The following is a 16,186-nucleotide window of genomic DNA, read 5'->3' on the forward strand; positions in this document are numbered from 1 at the left end:
CCAATAGGGGAGCTGGCTTGCCAGCTCCCCTATTTTTTTGTGTCGCCCGTCAGCCGAGCAAATCCCTCAAGACTTGCGTGAATGCCCGGCTGCTTTCTTCCTCGCCAGGATGGCGCCCATCCCGTACTACCCACTTACCGTTGACCAGCACATCGCGCACTTGCCGATCACCACCGGCGAACAGCCAGCGATTCAGGATCCCGTCTTCACTCGCCGTGGCCAGGTACGGATCATTGCCGTCCAGCACGATCCAGTCCGCGCGCTTACCCACTTCCAGTCGACCAATCGGCTGCCCCAACGCCTGTGCGCCACCGTCCAGCGCGGCATCGAACAGTGTGCGGCCGACCATCGGCTGATCGCTGCGATACAAGCGATTGCGCCGCTGGTCGCGCAGGCGCTGGCCGTATTCCAGCCAGCGCAATTCTTCGACCACGCTCAGTGAGACGTGGCTGTCGGAGCCGATCCCAATGCGACCGCCCTGTGCCAGAAAGTCCACGGCCGGAAAGATCCCGTCGCCCAGGTTGGCTTCGGTGGTCAGGCACAAACCGGCAATCGCGCGGCTCTTGGCCATGCGGGCCACTTCGTCGGCGTCCGCGTGAGTGGCGTGCACCAGGCACCAACGTTCATCCACCTCGACATTGTCATACAGCCATTGCAGCGGGCGTTTGCCGCTCCAGGCCAGGCAGTCGTCGACTTCCTTTTGCTGCTCGGCAATGTGGATATGCACCGGGCAAGCTTTGTCGCTGGCGGCCAGCACGTCATTGATTTGTTGCGGGGTCACCGCGCGCAGGGAGTGAAAGCACAACCCCAGCTGCTGCGCCGGTTGCGCGGCGAGGATCGGTTTCAGGCGCGCTTGCAGGTCCAGGTAGTTTTCCGTGCTGTTGATAAACCGGCGCTGGCCTTCATTGGGTGCCTGGCCGCCAAATCCCGAGTGGGTGTAGAGCACCGGCACCAGTGTCAGCCCAATGCCACTGCTGGCGGCCGCCTGGCTGATCTGCCGCGACAGCTCCGTGCGGTCAGCATAGGGCTGGCCACTGACGTCATGGTGCACGTAGTGGAACTCAGCCACCGAGGTGTAGCCGGCCTTGAGCATCTCGATGTACAGCTGTCGGGCGATGACCTGCAATTGCTCCGGATTGATCTTGCCCACCATTCGGTACATCAGGTCGCGCCAGGTCCAGAAGCTGTCATTCGGGTTGCCGGCGACTTCCGCCAGGCCCGCCATGGCGCGCTGGAACGCGTGGGAGTGCAGGTTCGGCATGCCCGCCACTACCGGGCCCCTGAGCCGTTCGGCGCCGTCTGCACTGGCGTTGGGCTCAACGTGGGTCAGCAGGCCATCGGCGCTGACTTCAAAGCGTACATCGTTGGCCCATCCATTAGGCAGCAGTGCGCGTTCGGCAAAGAAAGCGGACATGATCATGTCACCCCGGTCGTGTGTTTATTTGTATATACATATACAGACGTTTGCCTGCTCGGTAAACTCCGGCAATCTATGCATCTTTTCCTCTTGCAAGGATTCCCTGTGCCGACTCCGCCCGCCAAGTCTTCACTGGCTGCCCACATGGACGAAAGTCCGGCGCCCTTGTACGCCCGCGTCAAACAGATGATCAGCCAGCAGATCCTCAACGGCAACTGGCCGCCCCATTACCGCGTGCCGTCGGAGAGCGAGCTGGTCAGCCAGCTGGGCTTCAGCCGCATGACCATCAACCGCGCCCTGCGCGAGCTCACCGCCGAAGGTTTGTTGGTGCGCATGCAAGGTGTCGGCACGTTCGTCGCCGAACCCAAGAGCCAGTCGGCGCTGTTCGAGGTGCACAACATCGCCGATGAAATCGCCTCCCGTGGGCATCGGCATACTTGCCAGGTCATTCACCTTGGTGAAGAAGCAGCCGGCTCCGAACGCGCCGTAGCGCTGGAAATGCGCGAAGGCGGACGGGTGTTCCATTCGCTGATCGTGCACTTTGAAAACGACATTCCGGTGCAAATCGAGGACCGTTTCGTCAACGCCCTGGTCGCGCCGGAGTACCTGCAGCAGGACTTCACCCAGCAAACCCCCTACGCCTATCTGAACCAGGTCGCACCGCTGACCGAAGGCGAGCACGTGGTCGAGGCGATTCTCGCCGACGCCGCCGAGTGCAAGTTGCTGCAGATCGAGCCGAGCGAGCCCTGCCTGTTGATTCGCCGACGCACCTGGTCGGGTCGCCAGCCGGTGACCGCTGCGCGTTTGATCCACCCCGGTTCCCGTCATAGCCTGGAAGGACGTTTCAGTAAATGAGTGCAGTGAAAGTCTGGCGCGCCGCCGATTACGTGCGCATGCCGTGGAAAAACGGCGGTGGCAGCACCGAAGAAATCACCCGTGACGCCGGTACCGGCCTGGATGGCTTTGGCTGGCGCCTGTCGATTGCCGATATCGCCGAGTCGGGTGGGTTTTCCACCTTTGCCGGCTATCAGCGCGTAATCACCGTGATCAAGGGCGCCGGCATGGTGCTCACCGTGGATGGCGAGGAACAGCTGGGCCTGTTGCCGCTGCAACCCTTTGCGTTCAAGGGCGACAGCCAAGTGTCGTGCCGCTTGATCACGGGGCCGATCCGCGATTTCAACCTGATCTACTCGCCCCAGCGCTACCACGCACGCTTGCAGTGGATTGACGGCGTGCAACGCTTTTTCAGCACGGCGCACACGGTGCTGGTGTTCAGCGTGGCGGATGAAGTAAAGGTGCTGGACCACGTGCTTGGCCATCACGACTGCCTGCAAGTGGACGGTAACACTGGCCTGCTGGATATCTCGGTCAGCGGCCGCAGTTGCATCATCGAACTGACTCAACACGATTAAAAAACGGTGGGAGCAGGCTTGCCTGCGATAGCGGTGTATCAGCATGGGGTGTGCTGATCGACACACTGCTATCGCGGGCAAGCCTGCTCCCACAGTTGTTTTGTGGTGAGCAGAAAACTGTTTCCAGCCTGCGCACCAATTTGTTACCGAATGCCCCAGCGTGGCGCAAAACCACGCGTTGGTGACGAACCCCTCCCGTAGCAAAACTCCTTTGTAAGAAATTTCATCAAGCCTCGAAGCCTTATTTTCCAAGGCTCGCACACGCTTTCGAAAAAACTCCAAACGACTCGCGCAAAAAGTTGGCCGCTTGATTGCATATGCTTGTATGTACAAGTAAAGATGTGTGCGTAAGACTCTCCTTCGCACCATCCCTGTTCGCGCATCATGCCGAGGAGTCCAGCCGTGACCGATTTTTCTAAAGCCAGGCCTACAAAATACCGTGACGTCGAAATCCGCGCGGCCCGCGGTAACAAGCTCACCGCCAAAAGCTGGCTGACTGAAGCGCCGCTGCGCATGTTGATGAACAACCTCGACCCGCAAGTGGCCGAGAACCCGAAGGAGCTGGTGGTGTACGGCGGTATTGGCCGTGCGGCGCGCAATTGGGAGTGCTACGACCAGATCGTCGAGAGCCTCACTCACCTGAACGACGACGAAACCCTGCTGGTGCAATCCGGCAAGCCGGTCGGCGTGTTCAAGACCCACAGCAACGCCCCGCGCGTGCTGATCGCCAACTCCAACCTGGTGCCGCACTGGGCCAGCTGGGAACACTTCAACGAGCTGGATGCCAAGGGCCTGGCCATGTACGGCCAGATGACCGCCGGCAGCTGGATCTACATCGGTAGCCAAGGCATCGTGCAGGGCACCTACGAAACCTTCGTCGAAGCCGGCCGCCAGCACTACGATTCCAACCTCAAGGGCCGCTGGGTCCTTACCGCCGGCCTCGGTGGCATGGGCGGCGCCCAGCCGTTGGCCGCGACCCTGGCGGGTGCATGCTCGCTGAACATCGAGTGCCAGCAGGTCAGTATCGACTTCCGCCTGAACAGCCGTTATGTCGACGAACAAGCCACCGACCTCGACGACGCCCTGGCGCGTATCGCCAAGTACACCAAGGAAGGCAAGGCCATCTCCATTGCCCTGTTGGGTAACGCGGCGGAAATCCTGCCGGAACTGGTCAAGCGCGGCGTACGCCCGGACATGGTCACCGACCAGACCAGCGCCCACGACCCGCTCAATGGCTACCTGCCGGCCGGCTGGAGCTGGGACGAATACCGCGCCCGCGCCAAGACCGAGCCAGCCGCCGTGATCAAGGCTGCCAAGCAGTCGATGGCCGTGCACGTCAAGGCGATGCTGGAATTCCAGAAGCAAGGCATCCCGACCTTCGACTACGGCAACAACATCCGCCAGATGGCCCAGGAAGAAGGCGTCGAGAACGCGTTCGACTTCCCAGGTTTCGTACCGGCGTACATCCGCCCACTGTTCTGCCGTGGCATCGGTCCGTTCCGTTGGGCAGCACTGTCCGGCGACCCGCAAGACATCTACAAGACCGACGCCAAAGTCAAAGAGCTGATCCCGGACGACGCGCACCTGCACAACTGGCTGGACATGGCGCGCGAGCGCATCAGCTTCCAGGGCCTGCCGGCGCGTATCTGCTGGGTTGGCCTGGGCCAGCGCGCCAAGCTCGGCCTGGCGTTCAACGAAATGGTACGCAGCGGTGAGCTGTCGGCACCTATCGTGATCGGCCGCGACCACCTCGACTCCGGCTCGGTCGCAAGCCCGAACCGCGAAACCGAAGCCATGCAGGACGGTTCCGACGCCGTGTCCGACTGGCCGCTGCTCAACGCCCTGCTCAACACCGCGAGCGGCGCGACCTGGGTCTCGTTGCACCACGGCGGCGGCGTGGGCATGGGCTTCTCCCAGCACTCGGGCATGGTGATTGTCTGCGACGGTACCGACGAAGCCGCCGAGCGTATCGCTCGCGTGCTGCACAACGACCCGGCCACCGGTGTGATGCGTCACGCGGATGCCGGCTACCAGATCGCGATCGACTGCGCCAAGGAGCAGGGGCTCAACCTCCCGATGATCAAGTAACCCCTGTGGGAGCTGGCTTGCCTGCGATGCGGGCGACTCGGTCTATCAGTAGAACCGAGGGGATGCCATCGCAGGCAAGCCAGCTCCCACAGAAAAGCGGTTTTACCCAGGCTTTATGAACAATCCATCAGAGGTTGAACACACATGGCTGCAAATGACGTACGTGCAAGCACCACCCCGTTGATCGAAAGGCGTTCGATCGACTACATCCCGGAAGCGGAAAGACACGGTCGTCTATTGAGTCAGTTCACCCTGTGGCTGGGTGCCAACCTGCAGATCACTGCCATCGTCACCGGGGCCCTGGCCGTGGTGCTCGGCGGTGATGTGTTCTGGTCGTTGATCGGTCTGTTGATCGGGCAACTGCTGGGCGGCGGCGTCATGGCGTTGCATGCTGCGCAAGGCCCGCAACTGGGCTTGCCGCAAATGATCTCCAGCCGCGTGCAGTTCGGCGTGTATGGCGCCGTGATCCCGTTGGTGCTGGTGTGCCTGATGTATGTCGGCTTTTCGGCCAGCGGTTCATTGCTGGCGGGGCAGGCGGTAGCGCAGTTGCTGCACGTCGAAGACTGGGTCGGCATTGTGCTGTTTGCCGGGTTGATCATGGTGTTCACCGTCTTCGGCTACCGCGTCATCCACGGCATCGGTCGTGTGGCCAGTGTGTTGGGGGTGGTGGCCTTCATCTACCTGTTCTACAAGCTGCTGGCGGGCAACGACGTGGGTGCCCTGCTGGGCAACAAACATTTTTCCCTCAGCAGTTTCCTCCTGGCGATTTCGCTGTCGGCCTCCTGGCAGATCGCTTTTGGCCCGTATGTGGCGGACTACTCGCGCTACTTGCCGCGTAGCACGTCAGCGTCGAAAACCTTCTGGGCCGTGGGCCTGGGTTCGGTGATCGGGGCGCAGGCGTCGATGGTGTTCGGTGTGTTCGCGGCGGCCCTGGCCGGCTCGCAATTCGCCCATCATGAGGTGTCATTTATCGTCGGCCTGGGCGGCACCGGGATTGTCGCGGCGGTGCTGTATTTCAGCATCGCCTTCGGCAAGGTCACGGTGACCACCCTCAATGCCTACGGCAGCTTCATGTCCATCGCGACGATCATCAGCGGCTTTCGTGGCAGCCGGCACATCTCGAGTGCGGTGCGCCTGCTGTACATCTTCCTGATGGTATCGATTGCCGCCGCGCTGGCGTTGCTGGGCAAGGACTCGTTCCTCAAGGACTTCTCCGCGTTCATCCTGTTCCTGCTCGCATTCTTCACGCCGTGGAGCGCGATCAACCTGGTGGATTTCTACTGCATCACCAAGGAACGCTACGACATTCCGGCGCTGTCCAACCCCAATGGTCGTTATGGCCGCTGGAACCTGATGGGCATCGGCATCTACGTGTTCGGCGTGCTGATCCAGATGCCGTTCATCTCCACGCATTTCTATACCGGCCCACTGGTCGCCAGCCTTGGCGACACCGATATCTCCTGGATCATCGGCCTGGTGGTGCCTGCTGCGCTGTATTACTGGGCTGCGAAAAAGTGGCACAGCGCGATTCCTGAACACCTGATCCTGCCGATAGAGCAGGGCGCTGCACCGACGACGACAAACGGGCTGGCCGCACAAGCCTGATGGGACGTGGACAGGGCAGGATGCCTACTGACTGCCGTAATCCATTTCAAGATTGGGAGCGTCACAACAATGAAAATGCATAAAACCCTGTTGGCCACTCTGTTCTCTGCAGGCTTGCTGGCCACTGCCGGCGCCCAGGCGGCCGGTTGGTGCGAGTCCGGCAAACCGGTGAAATTCGCCGGCCTGAACTGGGAAAGCGGCATGTTGCTCACCGACATCCTGCAGACCGTGCTGGAGAAAGGCTACGACTGTAAAACCGACAGCCTGCCGGGCAACTCCATCACCATGGAAAACGCCCTGAGCAGCAACGACATCCAGGTCTTCGCCGAAGAATGGGTAGGCCGCAGTGAAGTGTGGAACAAGGCCGAGAAGGCCGGCAAAGTCGTCGGCGTCGGCGCCCCTGTGGTGGGCGCTGTCGAGGGCTGGTACGTGCCGCGCTACGTGATCGAAGGCGACGCCAAGCGCAAGCTTGAACCCAAGGCGCCGGACCTGAAAAACATCGCTGACCTGGCCAAGTACGCCTCGGTGTTCAAGGACCAGGAAGAGCCGTCCAAGGGCCGTTTCTACAACTGCCCGGCGGGCTGGACCTGCGAGCTGGACAACAGCGAAATGCTCAAGAGCTACGGCCTGGAAAGCACCTACACCAACTTCCGTCCAGGTACCGGCCCGGCGCTGGATGCGGCCGTGCTGTCGAGCTACAAGCGTGGCGAGCCGATCCTGTTCTACTACTGGTCGCCAACGCCGCTGATGGGCCAGGTCGACCTGGTCAAGCTTGAAGAAAAACCCGGCGTCGATAAAAGCGTGAGCATCAAGGTCGGCTTGTCCAAGACCTTCCACGAGCAGGCGCCGGAACTGGTGGCCGTGCTGGAAAAGGTCAACCTGCCGATCGACCTGCTGAACCAGAACCTGGGTCGCATGGCCAAGGAGCGAATTGAGTCGCCAAAACTGGCGAAAATTTTCCTCAAGGAACATCCTGAAGTCTGGCACGCCTGGGTGAGCGACGACGCAGCCAAGAAAATCGACGCGGCCTTGTAGGTCAAGTGTGCCCGGCTACCCTCAGGGGTGGCCGGGCGCCTGGCCACAACCCACTGGATCGAGAGCACGATATGTTTCCTGAGAGTTTTACGTTTTCCATTGCCGACTGGGTCAACGGTTGGGTGGATTCACTGGTCACCAACTACGGTGATGTGTTCCGGCACATTTCCGACACCCTGCTATGGGCCATCGTCAACCTGGAAGGGTTGCTGCGTGCGGCGCCCTGGTGGCTGATGCTGGCCATCGTCGGCGCAGTTGCCTGGCACGCCACCCGCAAGGTGGTGACCACGGCGGTGATCGTCGGCCTGCTGTTCCTAGTGGGTGCGGTCGGCCTGTGGGACAAGCTGATGCAGACGCTGGCGCTGATGATGGTCGCCACGGTGATCTCGGTGCTGATCGGCATCCCGCTGGGCATCCTGTCGGCGCGCAGCAATCGCCTGCGCTCGGTACTGATGCCGTTGCTCGACATCATGCAAACCATGCCCAGCTTCGTGTACCTGATCCCGGTGCTGATGCTGTTCGGCCTGGGCAAGGTCCCGGCGATCTTCGCCACGGTGATCTACGCCGCACCGCCGTTGATCCGCCTCACCGACCTGGGCATTCGCCAGGTCGACGGCGAAGTCATGGAAGCGATCAACGCCTTCGGTGCCAACCGTTGGCAACAACTGTTCGGCGTGCAACTGCCGCTGGCCCTGCCGAGCATCATGGCCGGGATCAACCAGACCACCATGATGGCGTTGTCGATGGTGGTGATCGCCTCGATGATCGGCGCCCGTGGGCTGGGTGAGGACGTCCTCGTCGGCATCCAGACCCTCAACGTCGGCCGTGGCCTCGAAGCCGGGCTGGCGATCGTGATTCTCGCAGTGGTCATCGACCGCATTACCCAGGCCTATGGTCGTCCACGGCATGAGGCGAGCAAATGACTACTGTCAGCAAAATCGAAGTCAAAAACGTCTTCAAGATCTTCGGCGCCCGTTCCAAGGATGCGCTGTCGCTGATCGGCCAAGGCAAGAGCAAAGACCAGGTCCTGGCCGAAACCGGTTGCGTGGTCGGGGTGAACGACTTGTCCCTGAGCATCGGCACCGGTGAGATCTTCGTGATCATGGGCCTGTCGGGTTCCGGCAAGTCCACGTTGGTGCGCCACTTCAATCGCCTGATCGACCCCACCAGCGGCGCGATCCTGGTCGACGGCGAAGACATCCTGCAACTGGACATGGAAGCGCTGCGTCAATTCCGTCGGCACAAGATCAGCATGGTGTTCCAGAGCTTCGGCCTGCTGCCCCACAAGAGTGTGCTGGACAACGTCGCCTACGGCCTCAAGGTGCGTGGCGAAACCAAGCAGGTCTGCGCCGAACGTGCGCTGCACTGGATCGAAACCGTGGGCCTCAAGGGCTACGAAAACAAATACCCGCACCAGCTCTCCGGCGGCATGCGCCAACGCGTCGGCCTCGCCCGTGCGCTGGCGGCCGACACCGACATCATCCTGATGGACGAAGCTTTCAGCGCCCTCGACCCGCTGATCCGCGCCGAAATGCAGGACCAGTTGCTCGAGCTGCAAAAGACCCTGCACAAGACCATCGTGTTCATCACCCACGACCTCGACGAGGCCGTGCGCATCGGCAACCGCATTGCGATCCTCAAGGACGGCAAGCTGATCCAGGTCGGCACCCCGCGCGAGATCCTGCATTCGCCGGCGGATGAGTACGTGGACCGGTTTGTCCAGCGGCGGGCGGCGGTGGTGTAGCTGATCATTCCCACGCTCTGCGTGGGAATGCATCCCGTGACGCTCTGCGTCACCTCTAACAGCGGGACGCGGAGCGTCCCAGGTGGCATTCCCACGCAGAGCGTGGGAACGATAAACATGAAGAGGTCAACGATGTCCCAGGCTGCAAAAATCATCATCGCCGACGGCCCCTTGCGCTGGCAGGACGTCGTCGCCGTCGCTCGCCATGGCGCGGTCCTCGAACTCTCGGGCCAGGCCTGGGCGCGTATCGACAATGCCCAGGCCATCGTGCAGCGCATCGTCACCAGCGGCGAGCGCGCCTATGGCGTGAACACCGGCTTGGGCGCGCTGTGCAACGTGTCGCTCAAGGGCGAGCAACTCAGCCAGCTGTCGCGCAATACCCTGCTGAGCCACGCCTGCGGCGTCGGCCCGGTGCTGAGCGACGAGCAGACCCGCGCGATCATTTGCGCGGCCGTCATCAACTACAGCCACGGCAAATCCGGCCTGCATCCGCAGGTGGTGCATTCGCTGCTGGCGCTGCTCAACCACGGCATCACGCCGCAAGTGCCGTCCCAGGGTTCGGTGGGTTACCTGACCCATATGGCCCATGTCGGCGTGGCCTTGCTCGGTGTCGGCACTGTGAGCTACCGGGGCCGGATCGTCGCGGCGCAACAGGCCCTCAGCGAAGAAGGTTTGCAGCCGGTGGTGCTTGGCGCCAAGGACGGCTTGTGCCTGGTCAACGGCACACCGTGCATGACCGGCCTGAGCTGCCTGGCCCTGGCCGACGCGCATCATTTGCTGCAGTGGGCCGACGTGATCGGTGCCATGAGTTTTGAAGCCCAGCGCGGCCAGATCGATGCCTTCGATGCAGAAATCATCGCGCTCAAGCGGCACCCGGGCATGCAGCATGTCGGCATCAACCTGCGTGCGCTGCTCGACGGCAGTGAAGTGATCGCCAGCAGCAAAGGCATCCGCACCCAGGACGCGCTGAGCATCCGCTCGATCCCGCAGATCCACGGCGCGGCGCGCGACCAGGTGGAGCACGCGACCCGCCAGATCGAAACCGAACTCAACAGCGCCACCGACAACCCGCTGGTGCTCGGTACCCCGGACAATTACCGCGTAGTGTCCCAGGCCAACCCGCACGGGCAGTCCGTGGCACTGGCCGCCGACATGCTGGCGATCGCCATGGCCGAAATCGGCTCGGTGGCCGAGCGCCGCCTGGACCGCCTGATCAACCCGCACGTCAGCGGCCTGCCGGCGTTCCTGGTCAGCAACCCCGGGGTCAACTCCGGGATGATGATCGTGCAGTACGTCGCCGCCTCGCTGTGCGGGCAGAACCGACAGTTGGCGCAACCGGCGGTGCTCGACAACTTCGTCACCTCGGGCCTGCAGGAAGACCACTTGAGCATGGGCACCAACGCCGCGCTGAAGCTGCACCAGGTGCTGGCCAACGTCACGCAGATCCTCGCCATCGAGTACCTGCTGGCGGCCCAGGCCTTCGAATTCCTCAAGGAGCAGCGCTTCGGCGCGGGCACCGACAGTGCCTGGCGCCTGCTGCGTGAAGTGGTGCCGGCCTATGAGCAGGACCGCTGGCTGGCACCGGACATTGCGGCCGCCGCTGCATTGCTTCAGGACACAGCCCTGCTGCACCAGACAATTCCCCATTTGCACTGAAAATAATTCAAAAGGAGCATGAATGTGACTGCGCTAAACCTGATTCCAGGCCAACTGAGCCTCGCCCAACTGCGGGCCATCTACCAGCAGCCGGTAACCCTCAGTCTGGATGACAGCGCCTCGGCCCAGATCGAAGCCAGTGTCGCCTGCGTGGAGCAGATTCTCGCCGAGAACCGCACCGCCTATGGCATCAACACCGGTTTCGGCCTGCTGGCCTCGACCCGCATCGCCAGCGAAGACCTGGAAAACCTCCAGCGTTCGCTGGTGCTGTCCCACGCCGCCGGCGTTGGTGAGCCGATCAGCGATGCGCTGGTGCGGCTGGTCATGGTGCTCAAGGTCAACAGCCTGAGCCGTGGGTTCTCCGGGATTCGTCGGCAAGTGATCGACGCGCTGATCGCGCTGATCAACGCCGAGGTGTACCCGCATATCCCACTCAAGGGTTCGGTCGGTGCTTCCGGCGATCTGGCGCCATTGGCGCATATGTCGCTGGTGCTGCTCGGCGAAGGCAAGGCGCGCTACAAGGGTGAATGGCTGGAGGCGACCGCCGCGCTGAAAGTCGCCGGCCTGACCCCGTTGACCCTGGCCGCCAAGGAAGGCCTGGCGCTGCTCAACGGCACCCAGGTGTCCACCGCGTATGCCCTGCGTGGCCTGTTCGAGGGTGAAGACCTGTTCGCCGGCGCGCTGGCGTGCGGTGCGCTCACCGTGGAAGCCGTGCTGGGTTCGCGCTCGCCGTTCGACGCGCGCATTCACGCCGCCCGTGGCCAGCGTGGGCAGATCGACTCGGCAGCGGCTTATCGCGACCTGCTGGGTGAAAGCAGCCAGGTCTCCCAGTCGCACCAGAACTGCGACAAGGTGCAAGACCCATACTCCCTGCGTTGCCAGCCACAAGTCATGGGCGCGTGCCTGACCCAGTTCCGCCAGGCCGCCGAAGTGCTGGTGATCGAAGCCAACGCCGTGTCGGACAACCCCTTGGTATTTGCCGCTGAAGGCGATGTGATTTCCGGCGGTAACTTCCATGCTGAACCAGTGGCCATGGCCGCTGACAACATGGCGCTGGCCATCGCTGAAATCGGCTCGCTGAGCGAGCGGCGTATTTCGCTGATGATGGACAAGCACATGTCGCAACTTCCGCCGTTCCTGGTGGGCAACGGCGGGGTCAACTCCGGCTTCATGATCGCGCAGGTGACTGCCGCTGCACTCGCCAGCGAGAACAAGGCGCTGGCGCATCCGCACAGCGTGGATAGCCTGCCGACGTCCGCCAACCAGGAAGACCATGTGTCGATGGCCCCCGCAGCCGGCAAGCGCCTGTGGGAAATGGCCGAAAACACCCGTGGCATCCTCGCCGTGGAATGGCTGGCAGCCGCCCAAGGCCTGGACCTGCGTGAAGGCTTGAAAACCTCGCCGAAGCTGGAAAAAGCGCGTGGCATCCTGCGCGACAAAGTGGCGTTCTATGACAAGGACCGCTTCTTCGCCCCGGACATCATCGCCGCCACCGACCTGCTCGCCAGCCGCTGCTTGAATGAACTGGTGCCAGCCAAGCTGTTGCCAAGTCTGTAACTGCTCGTTCCCACGCGCTGCGTGGGAATGCCGCCCTGGACGCTCTGCGTCTGCTTTTAGAGCCGTGACGCGGAGCGTCATAGGATGCGTTCCCACGCAGGGCGTGGGAACGATCTTCTCTTCATAAGAACAATTAGGGACGAGAAATGCACCAGCAAGAAAAAGGTTTGAAACGCGGGCTATCAGCCCGACATATTCGCTTCATGGCACTGGGGTCGGCGATCGGCACCGGGCTGTTCTACGGCTCCGCCTCTGCCATCCAGATGGCGGGCCCCGCCGTGCTGCTGGCCTACCTGATCGGCGGCGCCGCGGTGTTCATGGTCATGCGCGCCCTCGGTGAAATGGCTGTGCACAACCCCGTGGCCGGCTCCTTCGGCCAGTACGCCAGCACCTACCTGGGCCCCATGGCCGGTTTTATCCTCGGCTGGACCTACGCCTTTGAAATGATCATCGTCTGCCTCGCCGACGTCACCGCCTTCGGCATCTACATGGGCTTCTGGTTTCCCGAGGTTGCGCGCTGGGTCTGGGTGCTCGGCATCGTGTTTCTGATCGGCGGCCTGAACCTGTGCAACGTCAAAGTGTTTGGCGAGATGGAGTTCTGGCTGTCGTTGCTCAAGGTCGGCGCCATCGTGGCGATGATCCTCGGCGGCTTCGGCATCATGCTGTTCGGCATCCATTCGGCGGGCGAAACGCACGCCAGCGGGATCAGCAACCTGTGGGCCCACGGCGGTTTCATGCCCAACGGCATCGGCGGCCTGATCGCCTCGTTCGCGGTGGTGATGTTCGCGTTTGGCGGCATCGAAATCATCGGTATCACTGCCGGTGAAGCCAAGGACCCGCAGCGCGTGATCCCCAAGGCGATCAATGCCGTGCCGCTGCGCATCCTGTTGTTCTACGTGCTGACCTTGTTTGTGCTGATGGCGATCTACCCGTGGCCGCAGATCGGCAGCCAGGGCAGCCCGTTCGTGCAGATTTTCAGCAACCTGGGCATCGGTTCGGCGGCGACTATTCTCAATATCGTGGTGATCTCGGCGGCGGTGTCGGCGATCAACAGCGACATCTTCGGCGCCGGGCGCATGATGTACGGCCTGGCCCAGCAAGGGCAGGCGCCCAAGGGCTTTGCGCAATTGTCCAGGCACGGTGTGCCATGGATGACCGTGGTGGTGATGGGGGCGGCGTTGCTCGGCGGCGTGGTGCTCAACTACCTGATTCCCGAAAACGTGTTCCTGCTGATCGCCTCGATTGCCACCTTTGCCACCGTGTGGGTGTGGCTGATGATCCTGTTTACCCAAGTCGCCATGCGCCGCTCCATGACCCAGGAGCAGGTGGCCGACTTGAAATTCCCGGTACCGTTCTGGCCCTACGCGCCGGCCGCGGCCATCGTGTTCATGCTGTTCGTGTTTGGCGTGCTGGGTTATTTCCCGGACACCCAGGCAGCCTTGCTGGTCGGGGCGGTGTGGATCGTGTTGCTGGTCGTTGCCTACCTGCTGTGGGTCAAGCCCGCTGCGGGGCAGGCGGCCAAGGTCCATTACGACCCGGCTTTGTCTCATCGATAACTTAGGGAGGCGTTGATGAAAACGCTTTGGCAACACTGCCACGTCGCAACCATGGCCGGCGGCAAATACTCGATCATCGAGGATGCCGCCATGGTGACCGCCGATTCGCTCATTGAGTGGATCGGCCCCCGCAGCCAGGTGCCGAGCGCGGATTACGCGCAAGTGCATGACCTGCAAGGCGCGTGGGTCACCCCTGGGCTGATCGACTGCCACACCCATACCGTGTTTGGTGGCAATCGCAGCGGCGAGTTCGAGCAGCGCCTCCAAGGCGTGAGCTACGCCGAGATCGCGGCCCAGGGCGGCGGGATTGCCAGCACCGTGCGTGCCACGCGTGCTGCCAGCGAGGACGAGCTGTTTGCCAGCGCCGAAAAGCGCCTGCGCAGTCTGCTGCGCGATGGCGTCACCACGGTAGAGATCAAGTCCGGCTACGGGCTGGACCTGGTCAACGAACGCAAGATGCTGCGCGTGGCGCGGCGTCTCGGTGAAGCGCTGCCGGTCAGCGTGCGGGCCACGTGCCTGGCGGCTCATGCGTTGCCGCCGGAATACAAGGATCGCGCCGACGACTACATCGAACATATCTGCAGCGAGATGCTGCCGGCGTTGGCGGCGCAAGGGCTGGTGGATGCGGTCGACGCGTTCTGCGAATACCTGGCGTTTTCCCCGGCGCAGGTGGAGCGCGTGTTCAAGGTCGCCCAGCAACTCGGCCTGCCGGTGAAGCTGCACGCCGAGCAACTGTCCTCCTTGCATGGCTCCAGCCTGGCGGCGCGTTACCAGGCGTTGTCGGCCGATCACCTGGAATTCATGACCGAGGAAGACGCCATCGCCATGGCCGCCTCCGGCACCGTCGCCGTGTTGCTGCCAGGGGCGTTCTACTTCCTGCGTGAAACCCAGTTGCCGCCGATGGAGGCGCTGCGCAAGCACGGTGTGAAAATCGCCATCGCCAGCGACCTCAACCCTGGCACCTCGCCGGCGTTGTCGGTGCGCCTGATGCTGAACATGGCCTGCACGCTGTTCCGCATGACCCCGGAAGAAGCCCTGGCCGGCGCCACCCAACATGCGGCCACCGCCCTCGGGATGGGCGACACCCATGGCTCGCTGGAGGTGGGCAAAGTCGCCGATTTCGTCGCCTGGCAGATTGATCGTCCCGCTGACCTGGCCTACTGGCTGGGCGGCGAGTTGGATAAACGCGTCGTGCGCCATGGCGTCGACGCCACCGTATGAGGAGTGCTGCTGTGGATAAGGTTCTCAATTTCAAACAAGGCCGTGTGCCGCTGCTGATCAGCATGCCCCACGCCGGCCTGCGCCTGACGCCTGCGGTGGAAGCGGGCCTGATCCCCGAGGCGCAAAGCCTGCCGGACACCGACTGGCATATCCCTACGCTGTATGACTTTGCCGAGGCGCTGGGCGCCAGCACCTTGTCGGCCGAGTACTCGCGATTTGTCATCGACTTGAACCGGCCTTCAGACGACAAACCCTTGTACGCCGGCGCCACCACCGGTCTGTACCCGGCGACCCTGTTCGATGGCGTGCCGTTGTTTCGCGAAGGCCTGGAGCCAAGCGAGGCCGAGCGTGCCAGCTACCTGCAGAAGATCTGGGGCCCGTATCACCGCGCCCTGCAAGAAGAACTGGCGCGGCTCAAGGCCGAGTTCGGCTACGCATTGCTGTTCGATGCGCACTCGATCCGTTCGGTGATCCCGCACCTGTTCGACGGCAAGCTGCCGGACTTCAACCTCGGCACCTTCAACGGCGCGGCCTGCGCCCCTGAGCTGGCGAGCCGGTTGGAAGCCATCTGCGCCGCGCATCCGCAGTACACCCACGTGCTCAACGGGCGTTTCAAAGGCGGGCATATCACTCGGCACTACGGCGACCCGGCGCAGGATATCCACGCCGTGCAGCTGGAGTTGTGCCAGAGCGCCTATATGGAAGAGTTTGAGCCGTTCCGTTATCGGCCTGACCTGGCCGAGCCGACGCGGGTGGTGTTGAAGCAGTTGCTGGAAGGGTTGTTGGCCTGGGGGCAGCAGCACTACCGGTAATTTTCGCTGCTGCTGTAACAGCTTTCGCGAGCAAGCCCGCTCCCATACTTGACCGAGTTCCAACATGAGCGTGCGGTCTGAAT

At 62.6% G+C, this 16,186-nt stretch carries 13 protein-coding genes; 12 read left to right on the forward strand and 1 reads right to left on the reverse strand.

Going from position 1 to position 16,186, the window contains the following annotated elements; all coding sequences use genetic code 11:
• Positions 1–49: 49 nt before the first annotated feature.
• Positions 50–1,414: a formimidoylglutamate deiminase gene (locus tag AC07SI_RS06895; RefSeq protein WP_495005428.1), complete on the reverse strand. Its 1,365-nt coding sequence runs from the start codon at positions 1,412–1,414 to the stop codon at positions 50–52.
• A gap of 147 nt (positions 1,415–1,561) precedes the next feature.
• Between AC07SI_RS06895 and hutC the strand changes: the two genes are divergently transcribed.
• From hutC to hutG, 12 genes are all read left to right on the forward strand, one after another.
• The gene (hutC, locus tag AC07SI_RS06900) at positions 1,562–2,272 is read left to right on the forward strand and encodes a histidine utilization transcriptional repressor HutC (RefSeq protein ID WP_017738808.1); all 711 of its coding nucleotides are present in this window, start codon (positions 1,562–1,564) and stop codon (positions 2,270–2,272) included.
• Complete coding sequence (locus tag AC07SI_RS06905; RefSeq protein ID WP_065899836.1) at positions 2,269–2,829, forward strand: HutD/Ves family protein; 561 nt, start codon at positions 2,269–2,271, stop codon at positions 2,827–2,829. The genes hutC and AC07SI_RS06905 overlap by 4 nt, the downstream gene beginning before the upstream one ends.
• A gap of 384 nt (positions 2,830–3,213) precedes the next feature.
• On the forward strand, positions 3,214–4,917 hold the full coding sequence (gene hutU, locus AC07SI_RS06910) for a urocanate hydratase (RefSeq protein WP_065899838.1): 1,704 nt from the start codon (positions 3,214–3,216) through the stop codon (positions 4,915–4,917).
• A gap of 144 nt (positions 4,918–5,061) precedes the next feature.
• Positions 5,062–6,522 (forward strand): purine-cytosine permease family protein, encoded by a 1,461-nt coding sequence (locus AC07SI_RS06915; RefSeq protein ID WP_282397132.1) that lies wholly within the window; start codon positions 5,062–5,064, stop codon positions 6,520–6,522.
• 69 nt (positions 6,523–6,591) lie between these two features.
• Positions 6,592–7,557: an ABC transporter substrate-binding protein gene (locus AC07SI_RS06920; RefSeq protein ID WP_065899842.1), complete on the forward strand. Its 966-nt coding sequence runs from the start codon at positions 6,592–6,594 to the stop codon at positions 7,555–7,557.
• A 71-nt stretch (positions 7,558–7,628) separates the two neighbouring features.
• Entirely contained in the window at positions 7,629–8,480 is an 852-nt protein-coding gene (locus AC07SI_RS06925) for an ABC transporter permease (protein WP_012721776.1), read from the forward strand.
• Positions 8,477–9,301, forward strand: a complete 825-nt coding sequence (locus AC07SI_RS06930) for a quaternary amine ABC transporter ATP-binding protein (protein ID WP_065899844.1) — start codon at positions 8,477–8,479, stop codon at positions 9,299–9,301. The genes AC07SI_RS06925 and AC07SI_RS06930 overlap by 4 nt, the downstream gene beginning before the upstream one ends.
• A 132-nt stretch (positions 9,302–9,433) precedes the next feature.
• The gene (locus AC07SI_RS06935) at positions 9,434–10,957 is read left to right on the forward strand and encodes an HAL/PAL/TAL family ammonia-lyase (protein WP_201143373.1); all 1,524 of its coding nucleotides are present in this window, start codon (positions 9,434–9,436) and stop codon (positions 10,955–10,957) included.
• Between the two features lie 18 nt (positions 10,958–10,975).
• The gene (gene hutH, locus AC07SI_RS06940; RefSeq protein ID WP_106805389.1) at positions 10,976–12,514 is read left to right on the forward strand and encodes a histidine ammonia-lyase; all 1,539 of its coding nucleotides are present in this window, start codon (positions 10,976–10,978) and stop codon (positions 12,512–12,514) included.
• 146 nt (positions 12,515–12,660) lie between these two features.
• A complete protein-coding gene (locus AC07SI_RS06945) occupies positions 12,661–14,070 on the forward strand; it encodes an amino acid permease (protein WP_065899851.1) in 1,410 nt (469 codons plus the stop codon).
• Positions 14,071–14,085: 15 nt separating this feature from the next.
• Positions 14,086–15,291: an imidazolonepropionase gene (hutI, locus tag AC07SI_RS06950; protein ID WP_495005429.1), complete on the forward strand. Its 1,206-nt coding sequence runs from the start codon at positions 14,086–14,088 to the stop codon at positions 15,289–15,291.
• An 11-nt stretch (positions 15,292–15,302) separates the two neighbouring features.
• The gene (gene hutG / locus AC07SI_RS06955; RefSeq protein ID WP_495005430.1) at positions 15,303–16,103 is read left to right on the forward strand and encodes an N-formylglutamate deformylase; all 801 of its coding nucleotides are present in this window, start codon (positions 15,303–15,305) and stop codon (positions 16,101–16,103) included.
• Positions 16,104–16,186 lie beyond the last annotated feature (83 nt).

This window comes from Pseudomonas sp. GW821-FHT05D12 (assembly GCF_059419825.1).